17 protein-coding genes are annotated in these 15,831 nt (G+C 66.7%); all 17 read left to right on the forward strand.

The annotated features are described in order from the left end of the window. Positions 1-9: 9 nt before the first annotated feature. The 17 genes from fabG (at position 10) to nagZ (ending at position 15,809) form a co-directional block, all read left to right on the forward strand. Positions 10-759 (forward strand): 3-oxoacyl-ACP reductase FabG, encoded by a 750-nt coding sequence (gene fabG, locus CY652_RS10240; protein ID WP_102130593.1) that lies wholly within the window; start codon positions 10-12, stop codon positions 757-759. 150 nt (positions 760-909) lie between these two features. Then, on the forward strand, positions 910-1,149 hold the full coding sequence (acpP, locus tag CY652_RS10245; protein ID WP_004197638.1) for an acyl carrier protein: 240 nt from the start codon (positions 910-912) through the stop codon (positions 1,147-1,149). Positions 1,150-1,315: 166 nt separating this feature from the next. Next, complete coding sequence (gene fabF / locus CY652_RS10250; RefSeq protein WP_102130594.1) at positions 1,316-2,557, forward strand: beta-ketoacyl-ACP synthase II; 1,242 nt, start codon at positions 1,316-1,318, stop codon at positions 2,555-2,557. Beyond that, complete coding sequence (locus CY652_RS10255) at positions 2,554-3,054, forward strand: hypothetical protein (RefSeq protein ID WP_102130595.1); 501 nt, start codon at positions 2,554-2,556, stop codon at positions 3,052-3,054. Before fabF ends, CY652_RS10255 begins: the two co-directional genes overlap by 4 nt. Before the next feature lie 115 nt (positions 3,055-3,169). Continuing rightward, complete coding sequence (gene rpoE, locus CY652_RS10260) at positions 3,170-3,769, forward strand: RNA polymerase sigma factor RpoE (protein WP_102130596.1); 600 nt, start codon at positions 3,170-3,172, stop codon at positions 3,767-3,769. A gap of 79 nt (positions 3,770-3,848) precedes the next feature. Next, positions 3,849-4,451 (forward strand): sigma-E factor negative regulatory protein, encoded by a 603-nt coding sequence (locus CY652_RS10265; protein WP_102130597.1) that lies wholly within the window; start codon positions 3,849-3,851, stop codon positions 4,449-4,451. Between the two features lie 5 nt (positions 4,452-4,456). Further along, positions 4,457-5,518, forward strand: a complete 1,062-nt coding sequence (locus CY652_RS10270; protein WP_102130598.1) for a MucB/RseB C-terminal domain-containing protein — start codon at positions 4,457-4,459, stop codon at positions 5,516-5,518. Positions 5,519-5,539: 21 nt separating this feature from the next. Further along, positions 5,540-7,069, forward strand: coding sequence for a DegQ family serine endoprotease (locus CY652_RS10275; RefSeq protein ID WP_102130599.1), 1,530 nt, complete (start codon positions 5,540-5,542; stop codon positions 7,067-7,069). Positions 7,070-7,071: 2 nt separating this feature from the next. After that, positions 7,072-7,356 (forward strand): glutaredoxin family protein, encoded by a 285-nt coding sequence (locus CY652_RS10280; RefSeq protein WP_102130600.1) that lies wholly within the window; start codon positions 7,072-7,074, stop codon positions 7,354-7,356. A 75-nt stretch (positions 7,357-7,431) separates the two neighbouring features. After that, complete coding sequence (lepA, locus tag CY652_RS10285) at positions 7,432-9,240, forward strand: translation elongation factor 4 (RefSeq protein WP_102130601.1); 1,809 nt, start codon at positions 7,432-7,434, stop codon at positions 9,238-9,240. Positions 9,241-9,259: 19 nt separating this feature from the next. After that, a complete protein-coding gene (gene lepB / locus CY652_RS10290; protein WP_102130602.1) occupies positions 9,260-10,153 on the forward strand; it encodes a signal peptidase I in 894 nt (297 codons plus the stop codon). Between the two features lie 147 nt (positions 10,154-10,300). Continuing rightward, the gene (gene rnc, locus CY652_RS10295) at positions 10,301-11,590 is read left to right on the forward strand and encodes a ribonuclease III (RefSeq protein WP_102130603.1); all 1,290 of its coding nucleotides are present in this window, start codon (positions 10,301-10,303) and stop codon (positions 11,588-11,590) included. Between the two features lie 64 nt (positions 11,591-11,654). After that, positions 11,655-12,560: a GTPase Era gene (gene era, locus CY652_RS10300; RefSeq protein WP_102130705.1), complete on the forward strand. Its 906-nt coding sequence runs from the start codon at positions 11,655-11,657 to the stop codon at positions 12,558-12,560. After that, a complete protein-coding gene (gene recO / locus CY652_RS10305) occupies positions 12,547-13,428 on the forward strand; it encodes a DNA repair protein RecO (RefSeq protein ID WP_102130604.1) in 882 nt (293 codons plus the stop codon). Before era ends, recO begins: the two co-directional genes overlap by 14 nt. Then, positions 13,425-14,189: a pyridoxine 5'-phosphate synthase gene (gene pdxJ, locus CY652_RS10310; RefSeq protein ID WP_102130605.1), complete on the forward strand. Its 765-nt coding sequence runs from the start codon at positions 13,425-13,427 to the stop codon at positions 14,187-14,189. The genes recO and pdxJ overlap by 4 nt, the downstream gene beginning before the upstream one ends. A gap of 118 nt (positions 14,190-14,307) precedes the next feature. After that, the gene (gene acpS, locus CY652_RS10315) at positions 14,308-14,703 is read left to right on the forward strand and encodes a holo-ACP synthase (RefSeq protein WP_102130606.1); all 396 of its coding nucleotides are present in this window, start codon (positions 14,308-14,310) and stop codon (positions 14,701-14,703) included. A gap of 77 nt (positions 14,704-14,780) precedes the next feature. Next, the gene (gene nagZ, locus CY652_RS10320; protein WP_102130607.1) at positions 14,781-15,809 is read left to right on the forward strand and encodes a beta-N-acetylhexosaminidase; all 1,029 of its coding nucleotides are present in this window, start codon (positions 14,781-14,783) and stop codon (positions 15,807-15,809) included. Positions 15,810-15,831 lie beyond the last annotated feature (22 nt).

A 15,831-nucleotide genomic window follows, 5' to 3' on the forward strand; every position in this document is an offset into this window, starting at 1 on the left:
ATCCGAACGATGGACAAGATTCTCGATAAACAGACCGCGATCGTGACCGGCGCATCGCGCGGCATCGGTCGGGCGATCGCGCTCGAACTCGCGCGCCGTGGGGCCACCGTGATCGGCACGGCGACGAGCGGGCCGGGCGCCGAGGCGATCACGGCCGCGCTCGCCGCCGAGGGGCTCGCGGGCCGCGGGGCCGTGCTCGACGTCAACGACATCGCCGCGGCGGAAGCGCTGATCGACGCGACGGTCAAGGCGTTCGGCGGTCTCGCGATCCTCGTGAACAACGCGGGCATCACCCAGGACCAACTGGCGATGCGCATGAAGGACGACGAATGGGACGCGGTGATCGACACCAACCTGAAGTCGGTGTTCCGCCTCTCCCGCGCGGTGCTGCGTCCGATGATGAAGGCGCGCAGCGGACGGATTATCAACATCACGTCGGTGGTCGGCTCGGCGGGCAATCCGGGGCAGGCCAACTACGCGGCGGCGAAGGCTGGCGTGGCGGGCATGGCCCGTGCGCTCGCGCGTGAAATCGGCAGCCGCGGCATTACGGTGAACTGCGTCGCGCCCGGTTTCATCGATACCGACATGACGAAGGATCTGCCCGCCGAACAGCAGACTGCGCTGATGACGCAGATTCCGCTCGGCCGGCTGGGCAGCCCCGACGACATCGCGCACGCGGTCGCGTTTCTCGCTTCGCCGCAGGCGGGGTACATCACCGGCACGACGCTGCACGTGAACGGCGGCATGTATATGTCTTAACCGGATTCAGGTAGTATCCGCGCCTTGACGCGCCCTGCCGGGGCGTGCGCGGACCGCCGGTCTGGAACCTCGAGCGGCGCTTTTTTGCGGGGGCAAACCTGATAAAATGCGCGCACTCGTATTTATGAACTCACTTTCCCTGGAGGGGTAATGGACAACATCGAACAGCGCGTCAAGAAGATCGTGGCCGAACAACTGGGCGTCGCGGAAGCGGAAATCAAGAACGAAGCCTCGTTTGTGAACGATCTCGGCGCCGACTCGCTCGACACGGTCGAGCTGGTGATGGCCCTCGAAGACGAGTTCGGAATGGAAATTCCGGACGAAGAAGCCGAAAAGATCACGACGGTCCAGCAGGCCATCGACTACGCGCGCGCGAACGTCAAGGCCTGAGGCGCTTCGCGTCCTCGCCGGGCCGGCTTCGTCGGCCGGTTGCGTTCCGCGAACCTGCGAGCGCCTTGTACGCGCATCGGCCGGTTAACAGCCACAGGGCTCACAGGAGCATTTCCTGTGGCCGCTGTGGCTTTTGCTTTTGTCATTCTATGGAAAAGGGGTTACCGTGAGTCGCCGTCGTGTTGTTGTTACAGGCCTGGGGCTGATTTCGCCTGTTGGCAATAATGTTGCCGATGGCTGGGCCAATCTGGTGGCCGGCCGGTCCGGTATTGCCAGCATCACGAAGTTCGATGCGTCGAATTTCTCGACCCGCTTCGCCGGCGAGGTGAAGGGCTTCAATATCGAAGACTACATCCCGGGCAAGGAAGCCCGCCACATGGATACGTTCATCCATTATGGCGTGGCGGCCGGCATCCAGGCGATGCAGGACAGCGGCCTCGAAATCACCGAAGCGAATGCGGAGCGCGTGGGCGTGATCGTGGGTTCCGGCATCGGCGGGCTGCCGATGATCGAACAGACGCAGACCGAACTGTTGAACCGCGGTCCCCGGCGTATCTCGCCGTTCTTCGTGCCGGCCTCGATCATCAACATGATCTCGGGCCATCTGTCGATCAAGTACGGTTTCAAGGGCCCCAATCTCGCCATGGTGACGGCGTGCACGACGGGGCTGCATTGCATCGGCGAGGCGTCGCGGCTCATCGAATACGGCGACGCCGACGTGATGATCGCGGGCGGTGCCGAATCGACCGTCTCGCCGCTCGGCATCGGCGGGTTCGCCGCGGCGCGCGCGCTGTCGCAACGCAACGACGATCCGGCGACGGCGAGCCGCCCGTGGGACAAGGACCGCGACGGCTTCGTGCTCGGCGAGGGCGCGGGCGTGATGGTGCTCGAGGAGTACGAGTACGCGAAGGCGCGCGGTGCGAAGATCTACGCGGAAGTGGTCGGCTACGGCATGAGCGGCGACGCCTATCACATGACCGCTCCGGTCGAGGATGGCGACGGTGCGCGCCGCTGCATGGCGGCCGCGCTGCGCAACGCCGGCGTGAACGTAGGCGAGGTGAACTACCTGAATGCGCACGGCACGTCGACGCCGCTCGGCGATCTGGCCGAGACGACCGGCATCAAGCGCGCCTTCGGCGACCACGCGAAGAACATCGTCGTGAACTCGACGAAATCGATGACCGGGCACCTGCTCGGCGGCGCGGGCGGGCTCGAATCGGTGTTCACGGTGCTGGCCGTGCATCATCAGGTGTCGCCGCCGACCATCAACATCTTCAACCAGGACCCGGAGTGCGATCTCGATTACTGCGCCAATACCGCGCGGGACATGAAGATCGACGTCGCCCTGAAGAACTCGTTCGGGTTCGGCGGCACGAACGGCACGCTGGTTTTCAGGCGTCACGCTTGACCGCCTTTCGGCATGGCGCGGCCGGGCCGGACGATCCGGCCGGTCGCGTCGCGTATCCATTCCTCCTGCCGCGTTTTCCGGCGCGGCGCATCCCGCTGCGGCCCTCTGCGTGGCTGCTGGTTCTGCCGGCCATCGCGCTGCTCGTCGCCGTCGGCGCTTTTCATGCCGCGCTCGCGCCCCTGCCCGGCCATGGGGACGTGCTGCTCTCGCTCGCTTTCCTCGCCGCCGGCGCGCTCGCGCTGAAACATTGGCATCGCAGACCGCCGGCCCTGTTCGAAATCGGGCCGGATGGTATGGCCGCCTTCGCCCGGGACGGCTCGTGTCTCGTGCGCGGGCGCTTGGCCGGTCAGGCCCAGTGGGGTGGCTGGCTGCTCGTTATCGTCATCGACGCCGGGCGGAAGGCCGTAGCGTTGCCGATTGCGGCCGATGCCGCATCGGCCGACGATTTTCGCGAGTTGGCCGTGCGTGGCCGCCGCGCATCCGGGCGGCTGGCGTGAGGGCGGCGCGGTACCCTGTAACGACTGTAACCGCTGCTTCCGGTATGACGTCGGCCGGCGGGGGAACGCTACAATGGGGCCCCGCGTTGCATTCCCAGGCTAACGGATTTTCCAGGTGAGCGAAAAAGAAATCGACCAGGTGCTGGTCGAGCGCGTGCAGAAGGGCGACAAGGCCGCGTTCGAGCTGCTGGTTTCCAAATACCACCGCAAGATCCTCAGGCTGATCTCGCGCCTCGTGCGGGACCCCGCCGAAGTCGAGGACGTGGCCCAGGACGCCTTCATCAAGGCCTACCGGGCGTTGCCCCAGTTTCGCGGGGAATCGGCGTTTTACACGTGGTTGTACCGGATTGCGGTGAATACCGCGAAGAACTACCTTGCGACCCAGGGTCGGCGAGCGCCGACCTCGACTGAAGCGGACGCGGAGGAAGCGGAAACTTTCTCGGACGCCGATCAACTAAGGGATATCAATACGCCCGAATCGATGTTGATGAGCAAGCAGATCGCGGAGACGGTCAACGCTGCCATGGCGATTTTGCCGGAAGAGTTGCGCACCGCCATTACGCTTCGGGAAATTGAAGGGTTGAGCTACGAGGAAATCGCCGAGATGATGGGCTGTCCGATCGGCACCGTCAGGTCGCGTATTTTTCGGGCTCGCGAAGCCATTGCGGCAAAATTGCGTCCGCTGCTGGATACGCCGGAAGGCAAGCGCTGGTGAGCCGCGCCGGGTCCGGTGCGGATACGATGAATGGGGTTGGTTGGCGCCGTTACGGGCGTCCGTAAGGAAGGGGATCATCATGGGGTCGGTCTCGGTGCAATCGCAGGTAGCCTCGCGAGGCGAGCGTCTGTCCGCAATCGTCGACGGAGAGTTGGCGGACGACGGACATTTGAATGCGTTTTTTTCTGATTTGAATCAAGAAGATCGCGCTGCATGGTCGGACTATCACCTGATCGGCGACGTGCTGCGCTCCGACGAGCTGGCCGTCAGTCCGTCGGCCAGCAAGACGTTCCTCGCCGGCTTCGCGCAACGTCTCGGGGCCGAGCCGCACGTGCTCGCGCCCGCGGCAGCGTCTGTTTCGCGCCGCCTGCTCGAACTGCGCCGCCGCGTGGTGCCGACGCTCGCCGTGGCCGCCGCGGCGGCCACGCTCACGTGGATCGTCGTGCCGCAGATGCGCGGCGCGGGCGGCACGACGGGCATGCAGGTCGCATCGGTGCAGACGCCGCAATCGGGGGCCGTCCAGCAGGTCTCGATGCCGGCCGCCGCCGTTCAGGGCGGCAACATCATCCGCGACGCGCGCCTCGACGAATATCTCGAGGCCCACCAACAGTTCGCCCAGCAGCCGGTCATGCCCGTCATGCCGCTGATCCGGACTTCAGCCCTCACCACGCAAGGCCAATAAGTCTGATGCAGACGCAGCGGTTCGGTAGAACGACAACCTGGGGGCGGCTGCCGGCATTTCTGTGCTGCGCGGCCGTATTGTTGACCGCTCTGTCCGCGGCGAACCGCGCCCACGCCGAGGGCTCGCCGGCCGGCGATGCCGCCTCGGTCCGGCAGCAGACCGCGCATTGGCTCGACCGCATACGCGTCGCCGCGGAGGATCAGAACTACGAAGGCGCGTTCGTCTATCAGCGCGGCGCGTTCGTGCAGTCAACGAGCATCGTCCACTACGCGGCCGGCAAGGACGGCGAGTACGAGCAGCTCGAAAGTCTCGACGGCAAGCCGCGCAAGATGCTGCGTCACGACGACGACCTCTACACGTTCGTGCCCGAGCGGCATCTGTGCATCGTCGAGAAGCGCCAGAGCCGGGACACCTTCCCGGCGCTCTTCACGACGGGCGACGACGAGGTGCTCTCGGTCTACGAGCCGAAGCTGCTCGGCACCGACCGCGTGGCGGGTGTCGACAGCCAGGTGATCGAGCTCGATCCGAAAGACGCCTGGCGTTTTGCCTACAAGCTCTGGGCCGACGAAAAGACCGGTTTGCTGTTGCGCGCGCAGACGCTCGGTCCCGACGGCCAGGTTCTCGAGCAACTGGCGTTTTCGCAGATCAGCATCGGCGTGCCTGCCGACCTGGCGCCGATCGTCAACGGCATCCGCGATACCGCGGGCTGGACCGTCGTGCATCCGCCGCTCGATCCGGTCGACATGGAGGCGCAGGGCTGGCGCTTTCCGATCGCCGTGCCCGGTTTTCGCGAGATCCGCGAACTGCGCCGCCTGATGGCCGCGAGCAATCCGTCCGATCCGCCCATCCCCGTCGACCAGGCCGTTTTCTCCGACGGGTTGTCGGCCATTTCCATTTTCGTCGAGCCCGTCGAGCACAACAGCCGCAAGGAAGGCACCGGCAGCAGCGGCGCGACCCACGTGCTCGTCGAGCGGCGCGGCGACTACTGGATCACGCTGCTCGGCGAAGTTCCCGAGGCCACATTGCAGCAATTTGCGTCTGCCATAGAATACAAGGCTCCCAGGTAAATTCTTTTGGCTGACTACGACATGACGATTTTCCCGGTGCGCAAATTTTTAGCGGCCGTGGCGATGGCGGCTTGCCTGCCGTTTGCCTCGCTCGATGCGTCGGCGGCTCCCGCAGCCAATCTGCCTGACTTCACCGATCTCGTGGACAAGGTCGGCCCGGCGGTCGTCAACATCCGCACGACGACGCGCGTGTCGTCGGATCAGCCGGGCGGCCTGCCGTCGGGGTCCGACGACGGCGACATGTCGGAATTCTTTCGCCGCTTCTTCGGCATCCCGTTGCCGCAAGGGCAGCAGGGTCAAGGGCCGCAGGGCCAGCAGGATGTCCCGCCGCCCGACGATTCGTCTCCGGACAACGGCGGCGATAACGGTGACAACGGCGGTGGCGGCGAGCAGAGCAGCGGGGTCGGCTCGGGCTTCATCCTGTCCTCCGACGGCTACGTGATGACGAACGCGCACGTGGTCGACGGCGCGGACAACATCTACGTCACGCTGACCGACAAGCGCGAGTTCAAGGCGCGACTGATCGGCGTCGACGATCGCACCGACGTCGCCGTGGTCAAGATCGACGCCTCGAATCTGCCCGTCGTCACGATCGGCGATTCGAACAAGGTGCGCGTCGGCGAGTGGGTCGTGGCGATCGGCTCGCCGTTCGGGCTCGAGAACACCGTGACGGCCGGCATCGTCAGCGCCAAGGGGCGCGACACGGGCGACTACCTGCCGTTCATCCAGACCGACGTGGCCGTCAATCCCGGCAATTCGGGCGGTCCGCTCATCGACATGGACGGCGAGGTCATCGGCATCAACTCGCAGATCTACAGCCGCACGGGCGGCTTCATGGGCATTTCGTTCGCGATTCCGATCGACGAGGCGATGCGCGTGGCGGACCAGCTCGAAACGACGGGCCGGGTTATCCGCGGGCGTATTGCCGTGGCGGTCGGCGAGGTGACGAGCGACGTGGCCGACTCGCTGGGCCTGCCGAGGGCCGAGGGCGCGCTCGTGAGCAGCGTCGAGCCCGACGGCCCTGCCGGCCAGGCGGGCGTGCTGCCGGGCGACATCATCCTGAAGTTCAACGGCCAGACGGTTGATGCGGCGACGGATTTGCCCCGCATGGTCGGCGACACGAAGCCCGGCACGCAGGCGACCATCACCGTCTGGCGCAAGGGCCAGACGCGCGACCTGACGGTCACGGTGGCCGAAATTCAGTCGGGCAAGAGCGCGAAGACGGGGCAGAAGAAGCCGCCGGCGCCGGCGCCGCGCGCTTCGAACGCGCTGGGTCTCGCTGTGAGCGACCTGTCGGCCGATCAGCTCAAGGCGCTGAAGCTGCACGGCGGCGTGCAGGTCGTGGCGGTCGAGGGGCCGGCTGCGCGCGTTGGGCTGCAGAAAGGCGACGTCATCCTGCGCGTCGGCGACACCGACATCACGAGCGCGCGGCAGTTCGAGGCCGTGACCGCGCGGCTCGACCCGCAGAAGATGGTCGCCCTGCTCGTGCAGCGCGGGGGCAACGCGCAATTCGTGCCGTTGCGGCCGCGCGCATCGGAGCAGAAGAATTGACCATGGCCCGGCTTCCCGAAGGCGGCGCGGTGTGCTTCGAACGCTACGGCCGCCCGGGGCGCCACCTGTGCGACGAGATGCACGCGGCGCTCGAGCCCGTCCTGGCCGGGACCCACGCCCGCGTCGAGCGGATCGACGTGGACCGCGACCCGGCATGGCGGGCGCGTTACGGCGAGCGGGTGCCGGTGCTGGTTTGCGGCGGGGCCGAACTGTGCCACCACCGGCTCGACAAAGAGCGGGTTCGGACTGTACTGCTGTCCGGCCGGAACCCTTTTCGGCTAAAATAGCCCGGATTTTCATCTGCTTACAAGGCGTGCTCCGCTTTTTGTCTGGGCGCGCCTTTTTTGCTTGATCGGCATTGAATGGATCATATTCGTAACTTCTCGATCATTGCGCACATCGACCACGGCAAGTCGACGCTCGCCGATCGCATCATCCAGCTATGCGGTGGCTTGTCCGACCGCGAGATGGAATCCCAGGTGCTCGACTCGATGGACCTCGAGCGCGAGCGCGGCATCACGATCAAGGCCCAGACCGCGGCGCTGAGCTATCGCGCGCGCGACGGCCGGCTCTACAACCTGAACCTGATCGACACGCCGGGTCACGTCGACTTTTCCTACGAGGTGAGCCGCTCGCTGTCGGCCTGCGAGGGGGCGCTCCTCGTCGTCGACGCGAGCCAGGGCGTCGAGGCGCAGACCGTCGCGAACTGCTACACGGCGATCGAGCTCGGCGTCGAGGTCGTGCCGGTGCTCAACAAGATCGACCTGCCGGCGGCGAACCCCGAGAACGCGATTGCCGAGATCGAGGACGTGATCGGCATCGACGCCACCGACGCGACGCGCTGCAGCGCCAAGACGGGCGAGGGCGTCGGGGACGTGCTCGAGGCGCTGATCGCGAAGGTGCCGTCGCCGAAGGGCGAGCCCGACGCGCCGCTGCAGGCGCTCATCATCGACTCGTGGTTCGACAACTACGTCGGCGTCGTGATGCTCGTGCGCATCGTCAACGGCACGCTGCGTCCGAAGGACCGGATCCGGCTCATGGCGACGGGCGCGCAGTACCCGGTCGAGCACATCGGCGTATTCACGCCGAAGGCGAAGAATCTGGAGGCGCTGTCGGCGGGGCAGGTGGGTTTCATCATCGCCGGCATCAAGGAACTGGCGGCGACGAAGGTCGGCGACACGGTCACGCACGCGGCCGGTTCGTCGGGGGGCGTGCCCGCGGTCGAACCGCTGCCCGGCTTCAAGGAGGTCAAGCCGCAGGTGTTCGCGGGGCTCTACCCGGTCGAGGCGAACCAGTACGACGCGCTGCGCGAGTCGCTCGAAAAGCTCAAGCTCAACGACGCCTCGCTGCAGTACGAGCCGGAAGTCTCGCAGGCGCTCGGCTTCGGCTTCCGCTGCGGCTTCCTCGGCCTGTTGCACATGGAGATCGTCCAGGAGCGGCTCGAGCGCGAGTTCGACATGGACCTGATCACGACCGCGCCGACGGTCGTCTACGAGGTCGTGCAGGGCGACGGCACCATCCTGATGGTCGAGAATCCCGCGAAGATGCCCGACCCGTCGAAGGTCGAGGAAATCCGCGAGCCGATCGTCACGGTCAACCTGTACATGCCGCAGGACTACGTCGGCTCGGTCATCACGCTGTGCACGCAGAAGCGCGGCAACCAGGTCAACATGCAATACCACGGCCGCCAGGTGCAACTGACCTACGAAATTCCGATGGCCGAGATCGTGCTCGACTTCTTCGACAGGCTGAAGTCGGTGTCGCGCGGCTATGCGTCGATGGACTACGAGTTCAAGGAGTATCGGGCCTCGGACGTCGTGAAGGTCGACATGCTGATCAACGGCGACAAGGTCGACGCGCTCTCGGTCATCGTGCACCGCTCGCAGTCGCAGTATCGCGGGCGCGAGGTCGCCGCGAAGATGCGCGAGATCATCCCGCGCCAGATGTACGACGTGGCGATCCAGGCGGCGATCGGCGCGCACATCATCGCGCGTGAAAATATCAAGGCGTTGCGCAAGAATGTGCTCGCCAAGTGCTATGGCGGCGACATCACGCGCAAGAAGAAACTGCTCGAAAAGCAGAAGGAAGGCAAGAAGCGGATGAAGCAGGTCGGCTCCGTCGAAATTCCGCAGGAGGCTTTCCTCGCGATTCTTCGGGTCGAGGACAAATAAGACCGGATTGGACTTTTAAATGAACTTTGCGCTTATTCTTTTTACGCTCGTCGTCGTGACGGGCATTGCATGGGTTGCAGATCAACTGGTTTTCCTGCCGCAACGGCGCCGCGCCGCCGTTGCGGCGGTCGAGGAGTTCGACCGTCAGCAGGCGCGCGTCGGCGAGCGCTTCGCCGACGAGAACGCGCCGGTCACGCGCCAGAAGCTGCGCAACGACAAGCTGCGCCAACCGTGGTGGCTCGAGTATTCGGCCAGCTTTTTCCCCGTCATTCTCGTCGTCTTTCTCGTGCGTTCGTTCGTGGTCGAGCCGTTCAAGATTCCGTCGGGTTCGATGATGCCGACGCTGCTCGTCGGCGACTTCATTCTCGTCAACAAGTTCGATTACGGCATCCGCCTGCCGATCGTCAACACGAAGCTCACCCAGGGCGAGCCGGTGAAGCGCGGCGACGTAGTCGTGTTCCGCTATCCGAAGGATCCGTCCGTGGACTACATCAAGCGCGTGATCGGTCTGCCCGGCGACGTGGTCGCCTACGAGGACAAGCAGTTGACCATCAACGGCACGCCCGTGTCCGAGACGCCGTTGCCCGACTTCTACGACGACGAGCGCGGCGGCTACATGAAGCAGTTCGAGGAGGACCTCGGCGGCCGCAAGAACGAGATCCTCAACAATCCGGCGGTGCCGCCGTTCATCATCGGCGCCGACGACTTCCCCTATCGCGACAACTGCCAGTACAACGCGCAGGGCATCATCTGCAAGGTGCCTCCCGGCAACTACTTCGTGATGGGAGACAACCGCGACAACAGTGCCGACAGCCGCTACTGGGGATTCATGCCCGACGCGAATCTCGTCGGCCGCGCGTTCTTCGTCTGGATGAACTTCAGCAGCCTCAAGCGCATCGGCTTCTTCAGGTAATCGCGAATCGTCGTCGTCAGGTAGTCGTGCGGCTCTCGGCATGTTCGCGCGCTACTTGAAGAATCCGCAGTAACGCCGCTTCGACACGTTCTTTCGCCGCCCGCCGCGCGTGTTCGCCGGGGCGGGCCGGCGCGTTATACTCTCCCCATGCCTTTATCCCCGCTGGAAAGCCGGCTGCGCTACGAATTTCGCAATGCGGAATTGTTGCGCCAGGCTTTGACCCACCGCAGTCACAGTGCCACGCATAACGAACGCCTCGAATTTCTCGGCGATTCGGTCCTGAATTGCGCGGTGGCGGCCCTATTGTTTCAACGTTTCGGCAAGCTCGACGAAGGCGACCTGTCGCGCGTGCGCGCGAACCTCGTGAAGCAGCAGTCGTTGTACGAAATAGCTCAGGCCCTCAATATTGCGGACAGCCTGCGGTTGGGCGAGGGCGAGTTGCGCAGCGGTGGTTTCCGGCGACCGTCCATCCTCGCGGACGCGCTGGAGGCGGTTTTCGGCGCGATTTTCGTCGATGGCGGCTTCGACGCGGCCCAGACGGTCATCAAGCGCCTGTACGTGCCGATTCTCGACCATATCGACCCGCGCACGCTCGGCAAGGATTCGAAAACGCTGCTGCAGGAGTACCTGCAGGGGCACAAGATCGCGCTGCCGACCTACACAGTGATCGCGACACATGGTGCGGCGCACAATCAGCAGTTCGAGGTCGAATGCACGGTGCCCAAGCTCGACGTCAAGGTGTCGGGCTCGGGCGCGAGCCGCCGGGCGGCCGAGCAGGCCGCCGCGAAGAAGGCGCTCGAGGAGGTGATGGCGGCGGCGCCCGCGCCCGTCGCGAAGCCGAAACGCTCGAAGGGCGCGCGCGCCGCGAAGGCCGAGCCGGAAGTCGTGCCGGGGGTCACGGGCATTCAGGGCGCGCTCGATCTGCGTTCGCCCGAGCGTCGCGAGCGCGCGTCGCGCTCCGGTGAACGGCCCGTCGTCGTGGTAGCGGAGGAATCTGCGCCTGCGGCCGGGGACGTCGAGCGCGCGATGGCCGCTGCCGTGCCGCTTGCGCTGATCCGGGCGGCGCATGTCGAATACAGCCAGGAGCGGGGCGGCGAGAAGGGCGAAGCCGGTGAGCGGCCGACCGCCGGGAAGACCGATGCGCCCGGGCATTCCGCGGCGGACCGGCCGGCGGAGAAATCCGCCGAGAAGGTTGCTGAGAAGGCCGCGCCGCTCGCCGACGGTGTGCCGGCCGTCACGGCCGTGCCGCGCGGCAACGCGGCGAAAGCGGAGTCCGCGGCGGCGCGCGGGGGCGAGCGCACCGCCGAGCGGCCGGCCAGGGTTCGCGATGCCGCGTCCGTCGCCGGCGCCACGGACGACGCGGGGCTCGACGCCGCCGGCGCGACGACAGCCCTCCCGGCCGTCCTGCCGGCACGCGCAGCCGATGCCGGCCATTGACGCCACCATTTCCGGCGCCGCCTCGCGCGAGGCGGCGCCGCTCTCCATCCTGAGCCGTCCGACCATGAACGCCACTCCTACCCCTTCTGCCGGTTTTCGCTGCGGCACGGTCGCGATCGTCGGCCGTCCCAACGTCGGCAAGTCGACGCTGATGAACGCGCTGGTCGGCCAGAAAATCAGCATCACGTCGCGCAAGGCGCAGACCACGCGGCACCGGATCACCGGCATCAACACGATCGAGGACGCGCAGTACGTCTTCGTCGATACGCCGGGCTTCCAGACTCAGCACAGCACCGCGCTGAACCGCTCGCTCAATCGCGCCGTCACCTCGACGCTGAGCTCGGTCGATGCCGTGCTGTTCGTGATCGAGGCCGGGCGCTTCGGTCCGGACGACCAGAAGGTGCTCGACCTGATTCCGCCGTCGGCGCCGACCATCCTGATCGCCAACAAGCTCGACCGCGTGTCGGACAAGGCGACGCTCTATCCGTTCATCGGGCAGGTGCAGGCGCTGCGCCCGTTCCGCGAGATCGTGCCGCTGTCGGCGAAGCATCCCGACGACATCCGGCGGTTGCTCGACACGCTCAAGCCGTATCTGCCCGAGGGCGAGCCGATTTACGGCGAGGACGACCTGACCGACCGCAGCGAGCGCTTCCTCGCGGCCGAAATCCTGAGGGAGAAAGTGTTCCGCTGGACCGGCGACGAGCTGCCCTACACGAGCACGGTGCTGATCGACAAGTTCGAGACGGAAGGGCGGCTGCGGCGCATCTTCGCGACGATCCTGGTCGAGCGCGACGGCCACAAGGCGATGGTGATTGGACAGAAGGGCGCGAAGCTCAAGCAGATCAGCACCGAGGCGCGGCTCGACATGGAGAAGCTGTTCGGCGGCCCGATCTATCTGGAGACTTTCGTCAAGGTGAGGAGCGGCTGGGCGGACAACGAGGCCGGACTGCGCGCCTATGGGTACGAATGACGGGACGAACGACGGCGTGACCGGCAACGCGGACGTCGCGTACGCGACCCCGGTCGGCGAAGCCGATGCGCCCGTCGCCGGGACGCCGCGCAAGTCCGCCGCCGCGCGCCGCGCGCCGCGCGCGCCGTCCGTTCCCGACTACCGGGTCGCGGAGCAGCCGGCCTTCGTCCTGCACAGCTATCCGTACCGCGAAACGAGCCTGATCGTCGACGTGCTTTCGCGCGATCATGGGCGCGTCGCGCTCGTCGCGAAAGGCGCGAAGCGTCCGCATTCCGCGTTGCGCGGCGTGCTGCAGACGTTCCAGCCGCTTGCGCTGTCGTGGACCGGCAAGGGCGAGGTGCGCACGCTGACGGGCGCCGAGTGGGTGGGCGGCATGCTGCCGCTCGCGGGCGACGCGCTGCTCTGCGGTTTCTACGTCAACGAGCTGCTCGTGAAGTTCTGTGCGCGCGAGGACCCGCATCCGGAGCTGTTCCGGCATTATGTCGTCACGCTCACGCGTCTCGCGCACGACGAGCCCGCCGTCCAGGTGCTGCGTTCGTTCGAGCGCGTGCTGCTACGCGAGACCGGCTACGCGCTCGCGCTGAACCGCACCGTCGCGCGCCAGGCGGTCCAGCCCGACGGCCGCTACGTGTTCGACCCGGAGCGCGGCGTGCGCGACGTCCGCGAGACGGACGGCGCGGCGCCGGAGTGGCCCGGCCACTGGCCGGTGCTCTCCGGGCAGACGTTGCTCGACATGGAAGAGGACGACTACCGCCGGCCCCAGACCGCCGCGCAGAGCAAGGCGCTCATGCGCTTCCTGCTCAACACTTACCTCGGCGGCGCGCCGCTTGCCACCCGCCAGATCCTGATCGACCTGCAGAATCTATGAGCTTCTTTCTGACTTCTCCCGACGCGATCGAACTGGGCGTCAACATCGATCACGTCGCCACGCTGCGCAACGCGCGCGGCACGGCCTATCCCGATCCGGTCCGCGCCGCGCTGCTGGCCGAGGAGGCGGGCGCGGACGCTATCACGCTGCATCTGCGCGAAGACCGCCGGCACATCGTCGACGCGGACGTGCGCACGCTGCGCACGCAACTGCGCACGCGCATGAACCTCGAATGCGCGGTGACGCGGGAGATGCTCGACATCGCCTGCGAAGTGAAGCCGCACGACGTCTGCCTCGTGCCCGAGAAGCGCGTCGAGCTGACGACCGAGGGCGGGCTCGACGTGGCCGGCCAGTTCGACGCCGTGAGCGCGGCGTGCCGGCAACTCGCGGACGCCGGCATTCGCGTGTCGCTCTTCATCGACCCGGACGAGACGCAGATACGCGCGGCGCAGGAAGCCGGCGCGCCCGTGGTCGAGCTGCACACAGGCCGTTATGCGGAGGCGCGCGACGCCGGCGAGCAGGCCCGCGAATACGAGCGCATCGTGCGCGGCGTGAACAGCGGCATCGGCCTCGGGCTCAAGGTCAACGCGGGGCACGGCCTGCATTACACGAACGTCCAGCAGATCGCGGCGATCGACGGCATCGCCGAGCTGAACATCGGCCATGCGATCGTCGCGCACGCGATCTTCGCGGGCTGGGAGAACGCCGTGCGCGAAATGAGGGCGATCATGGTCGCGGCGCGTCTCGGCGCGCGCGCGTAGCGAGTCGATCGAGGCCCCGGGCAACCCCGCCCGGCCCGGTTTCTCGCCGGCATCGGCCAGCGCAACGGCCGGGCGCGAAGGCGGGCGACGAGCCTCGGGACAACGGAAGAGGAGCGGCATGGCGATCTACGGCATCGGAACCGACATCATCCAGGTGAGCCGCGTCTCGGCGGTTATGGAGCGGACCGGCGGCCGCTTCGCGAAGCGCGTGCTCGGCCCCGACGAGCTGCGCGTTTACGAGGCGCGCGCGGCGCGTTCGGCGGCGCGCGGACTGGCGTTTCTCGCGACGCGCTTTTCCGCGAAGGAGGCGTTCTCGAAGGCGATCGGCCTCGGCATCCACTGGCCGATGACGTGGCGCGCGCTGCAGACGCTCAACGAGCCGAGCGGCAAGCCCGTGGCGGTCGCCTCGGGCGAGCTCGCGCAATGGCTCGACGAGCGGGGCATCCGCGCGCACGTGACGATTACCGACGAGCGCGACTATGCCGTCTCGTTCGTGATCGCCGAGGTCGACTGACCGGCTGCTTTTCCCGCTGCGCGGCCCAGGCACGGCCGCGCGATTCCTTTTTTTCCTCCTGCATTGCTTGGTATCCGATGAAAAACATTCCCGGACCCGTCATGCTCGACGTGGTCGGTACGACGCTGACCGACGACGACGTGCGACGGCTTTCCCATCCGATGACGGGCGGCGTGATCCTGTTCGCCCGCCACTACGAGAACCGCGCGCAGCTCGTCGCGCTGACCGACGCGATTCGCGCCGTGCGCGAGGACCTGCTCATCGCGGTCGATCACGAAGGCGGCCGCGTGCAGCGCTTTCGTTCCGACGGGTTCACGGTGCTGCCGCCGATGGGCCGGCTCGGCGAGCTGTGGGACAAGGACGTGCTGCTCGCCACCAAGGTCGCGACCGCGGTCGGCTACATCCTCGCGGGCGAATTGCGCGCATGCGGCATCGACCTGAGCTTCACGCCGGTGCTCGATCTCGGCTACGGGCACTCGAAGGTGGTCGGGGATCGCGCGTTCCATCGCGATCCGCGCGTCGTCACGCTGCTCGCGAAAAGCCTGAATCACGGGCTCGCGCTGGCCGGGATGGCGAACTGCGGCAAACATTTCCCGGGACACGGCTTCGCCGAGGCCGATTCGCACGTCGCCGTGCCCGTCGACGACCGGCCGCTCGCGCAGATCATGGGCGAGGACGCGATGCCCTACGACTGGCTCGGCCTTTCGCTTTCGGCCGTGATGCCGGCGCACGTGATCTACCCGCAGGTCGATGCGAAACCCGCCGGTTTCTCGCGCGTCTGGCTTCAGGAGATGCTGCGCGGCCGGCTGCGTTTCACCGGCGCGATTTTCAGCGACGATCTCTCGATGGAGGCCGCGCGGCAAGGCGGCACGCCGACCGACGCGGCACATGCCGCGCTCGCGGCCGGCTGCGACATGGTGCTGATCTGCAATCGGCCGGACGAGGCCGAACAGGTACTGAACGCGTTGCACTTCGGGCGGACCCGGGCGTCGAGCCGGCGCATTCGCCGGCTGAGGCCGCGCGGCAAGGCGCTGCGCTGGGAGCGGCTGATCGCCGAGCCGGCTTACCTCGCCGCCCAGGCGCTGCTGCGCAGCACGCTGCCGTGACGCGAACGGGCTCTCTCGGCCC

The organism is Burkholderia sp. WAC0059 (genome assembly GCF_002870125.1).
Lineage (GTDB): Bacteria > Pseudomonadota > Gammaproteobacteria > Burkholderiales > Burkholderiaceae > Paraburkholderia.

Excerpts from the sequence above, each read along its gene's own strand:
- fabG (WP_102130593.1), top strand. The coding sequence starts at position 10 with ATGGACAAGATTCTCGATAAACAGACCGCGATCGTGACCGGCGCATCG.
- acpP (WP_004197638.1), top strand. The coding sequence starts at position 910 with ATGGACAACATCGAACAGCGCGTCAAGAAGATCGTGGCCGAACAACTG.
- CY652_RS10265 (WP_102130597.1), top strand. The coding sequence starts at position 3,849 with ATGGGGTCGGTCTCGGTGCAATCGCAGGTAGCCTCGCGAGGCGAGCGT.
- CY652_RS10270 (WP_102130598.1), top strand. The coding sequence starts at position 4,457 with ATGCAGACGCAGCGGTTCGGTAGAACGACAACCTGGGGGCGGCTGCCG.
- CY652_RS10275 (WP_102130599.1), top strand. The coding sequence starts at position 5,540 with ATGACGATTTTCCCGGTGCGCAAATTTTTAGCGGCCGTGGCGATGGCG.
- CY652_RS10280 (WP_102130600.1), top strand. The coding sequence starts at position 7,072 with ATGGCCCGGCTTCCCGAAGGCGGCGCGGTGTGCTTCGAACGCTACGGC.
- lepA (WP_102130601.1), top strand. The coding sequence starts at position 7,432 with ATGGATCATATTCGTAACTTCTCGATCATTGCGCACATCGACCACGGC.
- lepB (WP_102130602.1), top strand. The coding sequence starts at position 9,260 with ATGAACTTTGCGCTTATTCTTTTTACGCTCGTCGTCGTGACGGGCATT.
- rnc (WP_102130603.1), top strand. The coding sequence starts at position 10,301 with ATGCCTTTATCCCCGCTGGAAAGCCGGCTGCGCTACGAATTTCGCAAT.
- era (WP_102130705.1), top strand. The coding sequence starts at position 11,655 with ATGAACGCCACTCCTACCCCTTCTGCCGGTTTTCGCTGCGGCACGGTC.
- recO (WP_102130604.1), top strand. The coding sequence starts at position 12,547 with ATGGGTACGAATGACGGGACGAACGACGGCGTGACCGGCAACGCGGAC.
- pdxJ (WP_102130605.1), top strand. The coding sequence starts at position 13,425 with ATGAGCTTCTTTCTGACTTCTCCCGACGCGATCGAACTGGGCGTCAAC.
- acpS (WP_102130606.1), top strand. The coding sequence starts at position 14,308 with ATGGCGATCTACGGCATCGGAACCGACATCATCCAGGTGAGCCGCGTC.
- nagZ (WP_102130607.1), top strand. The coding sequence starts at position 14,781 with ATGAAAAACATTCCCGGACCCGTCATGCTCGACGTGGTCGGTACGACG.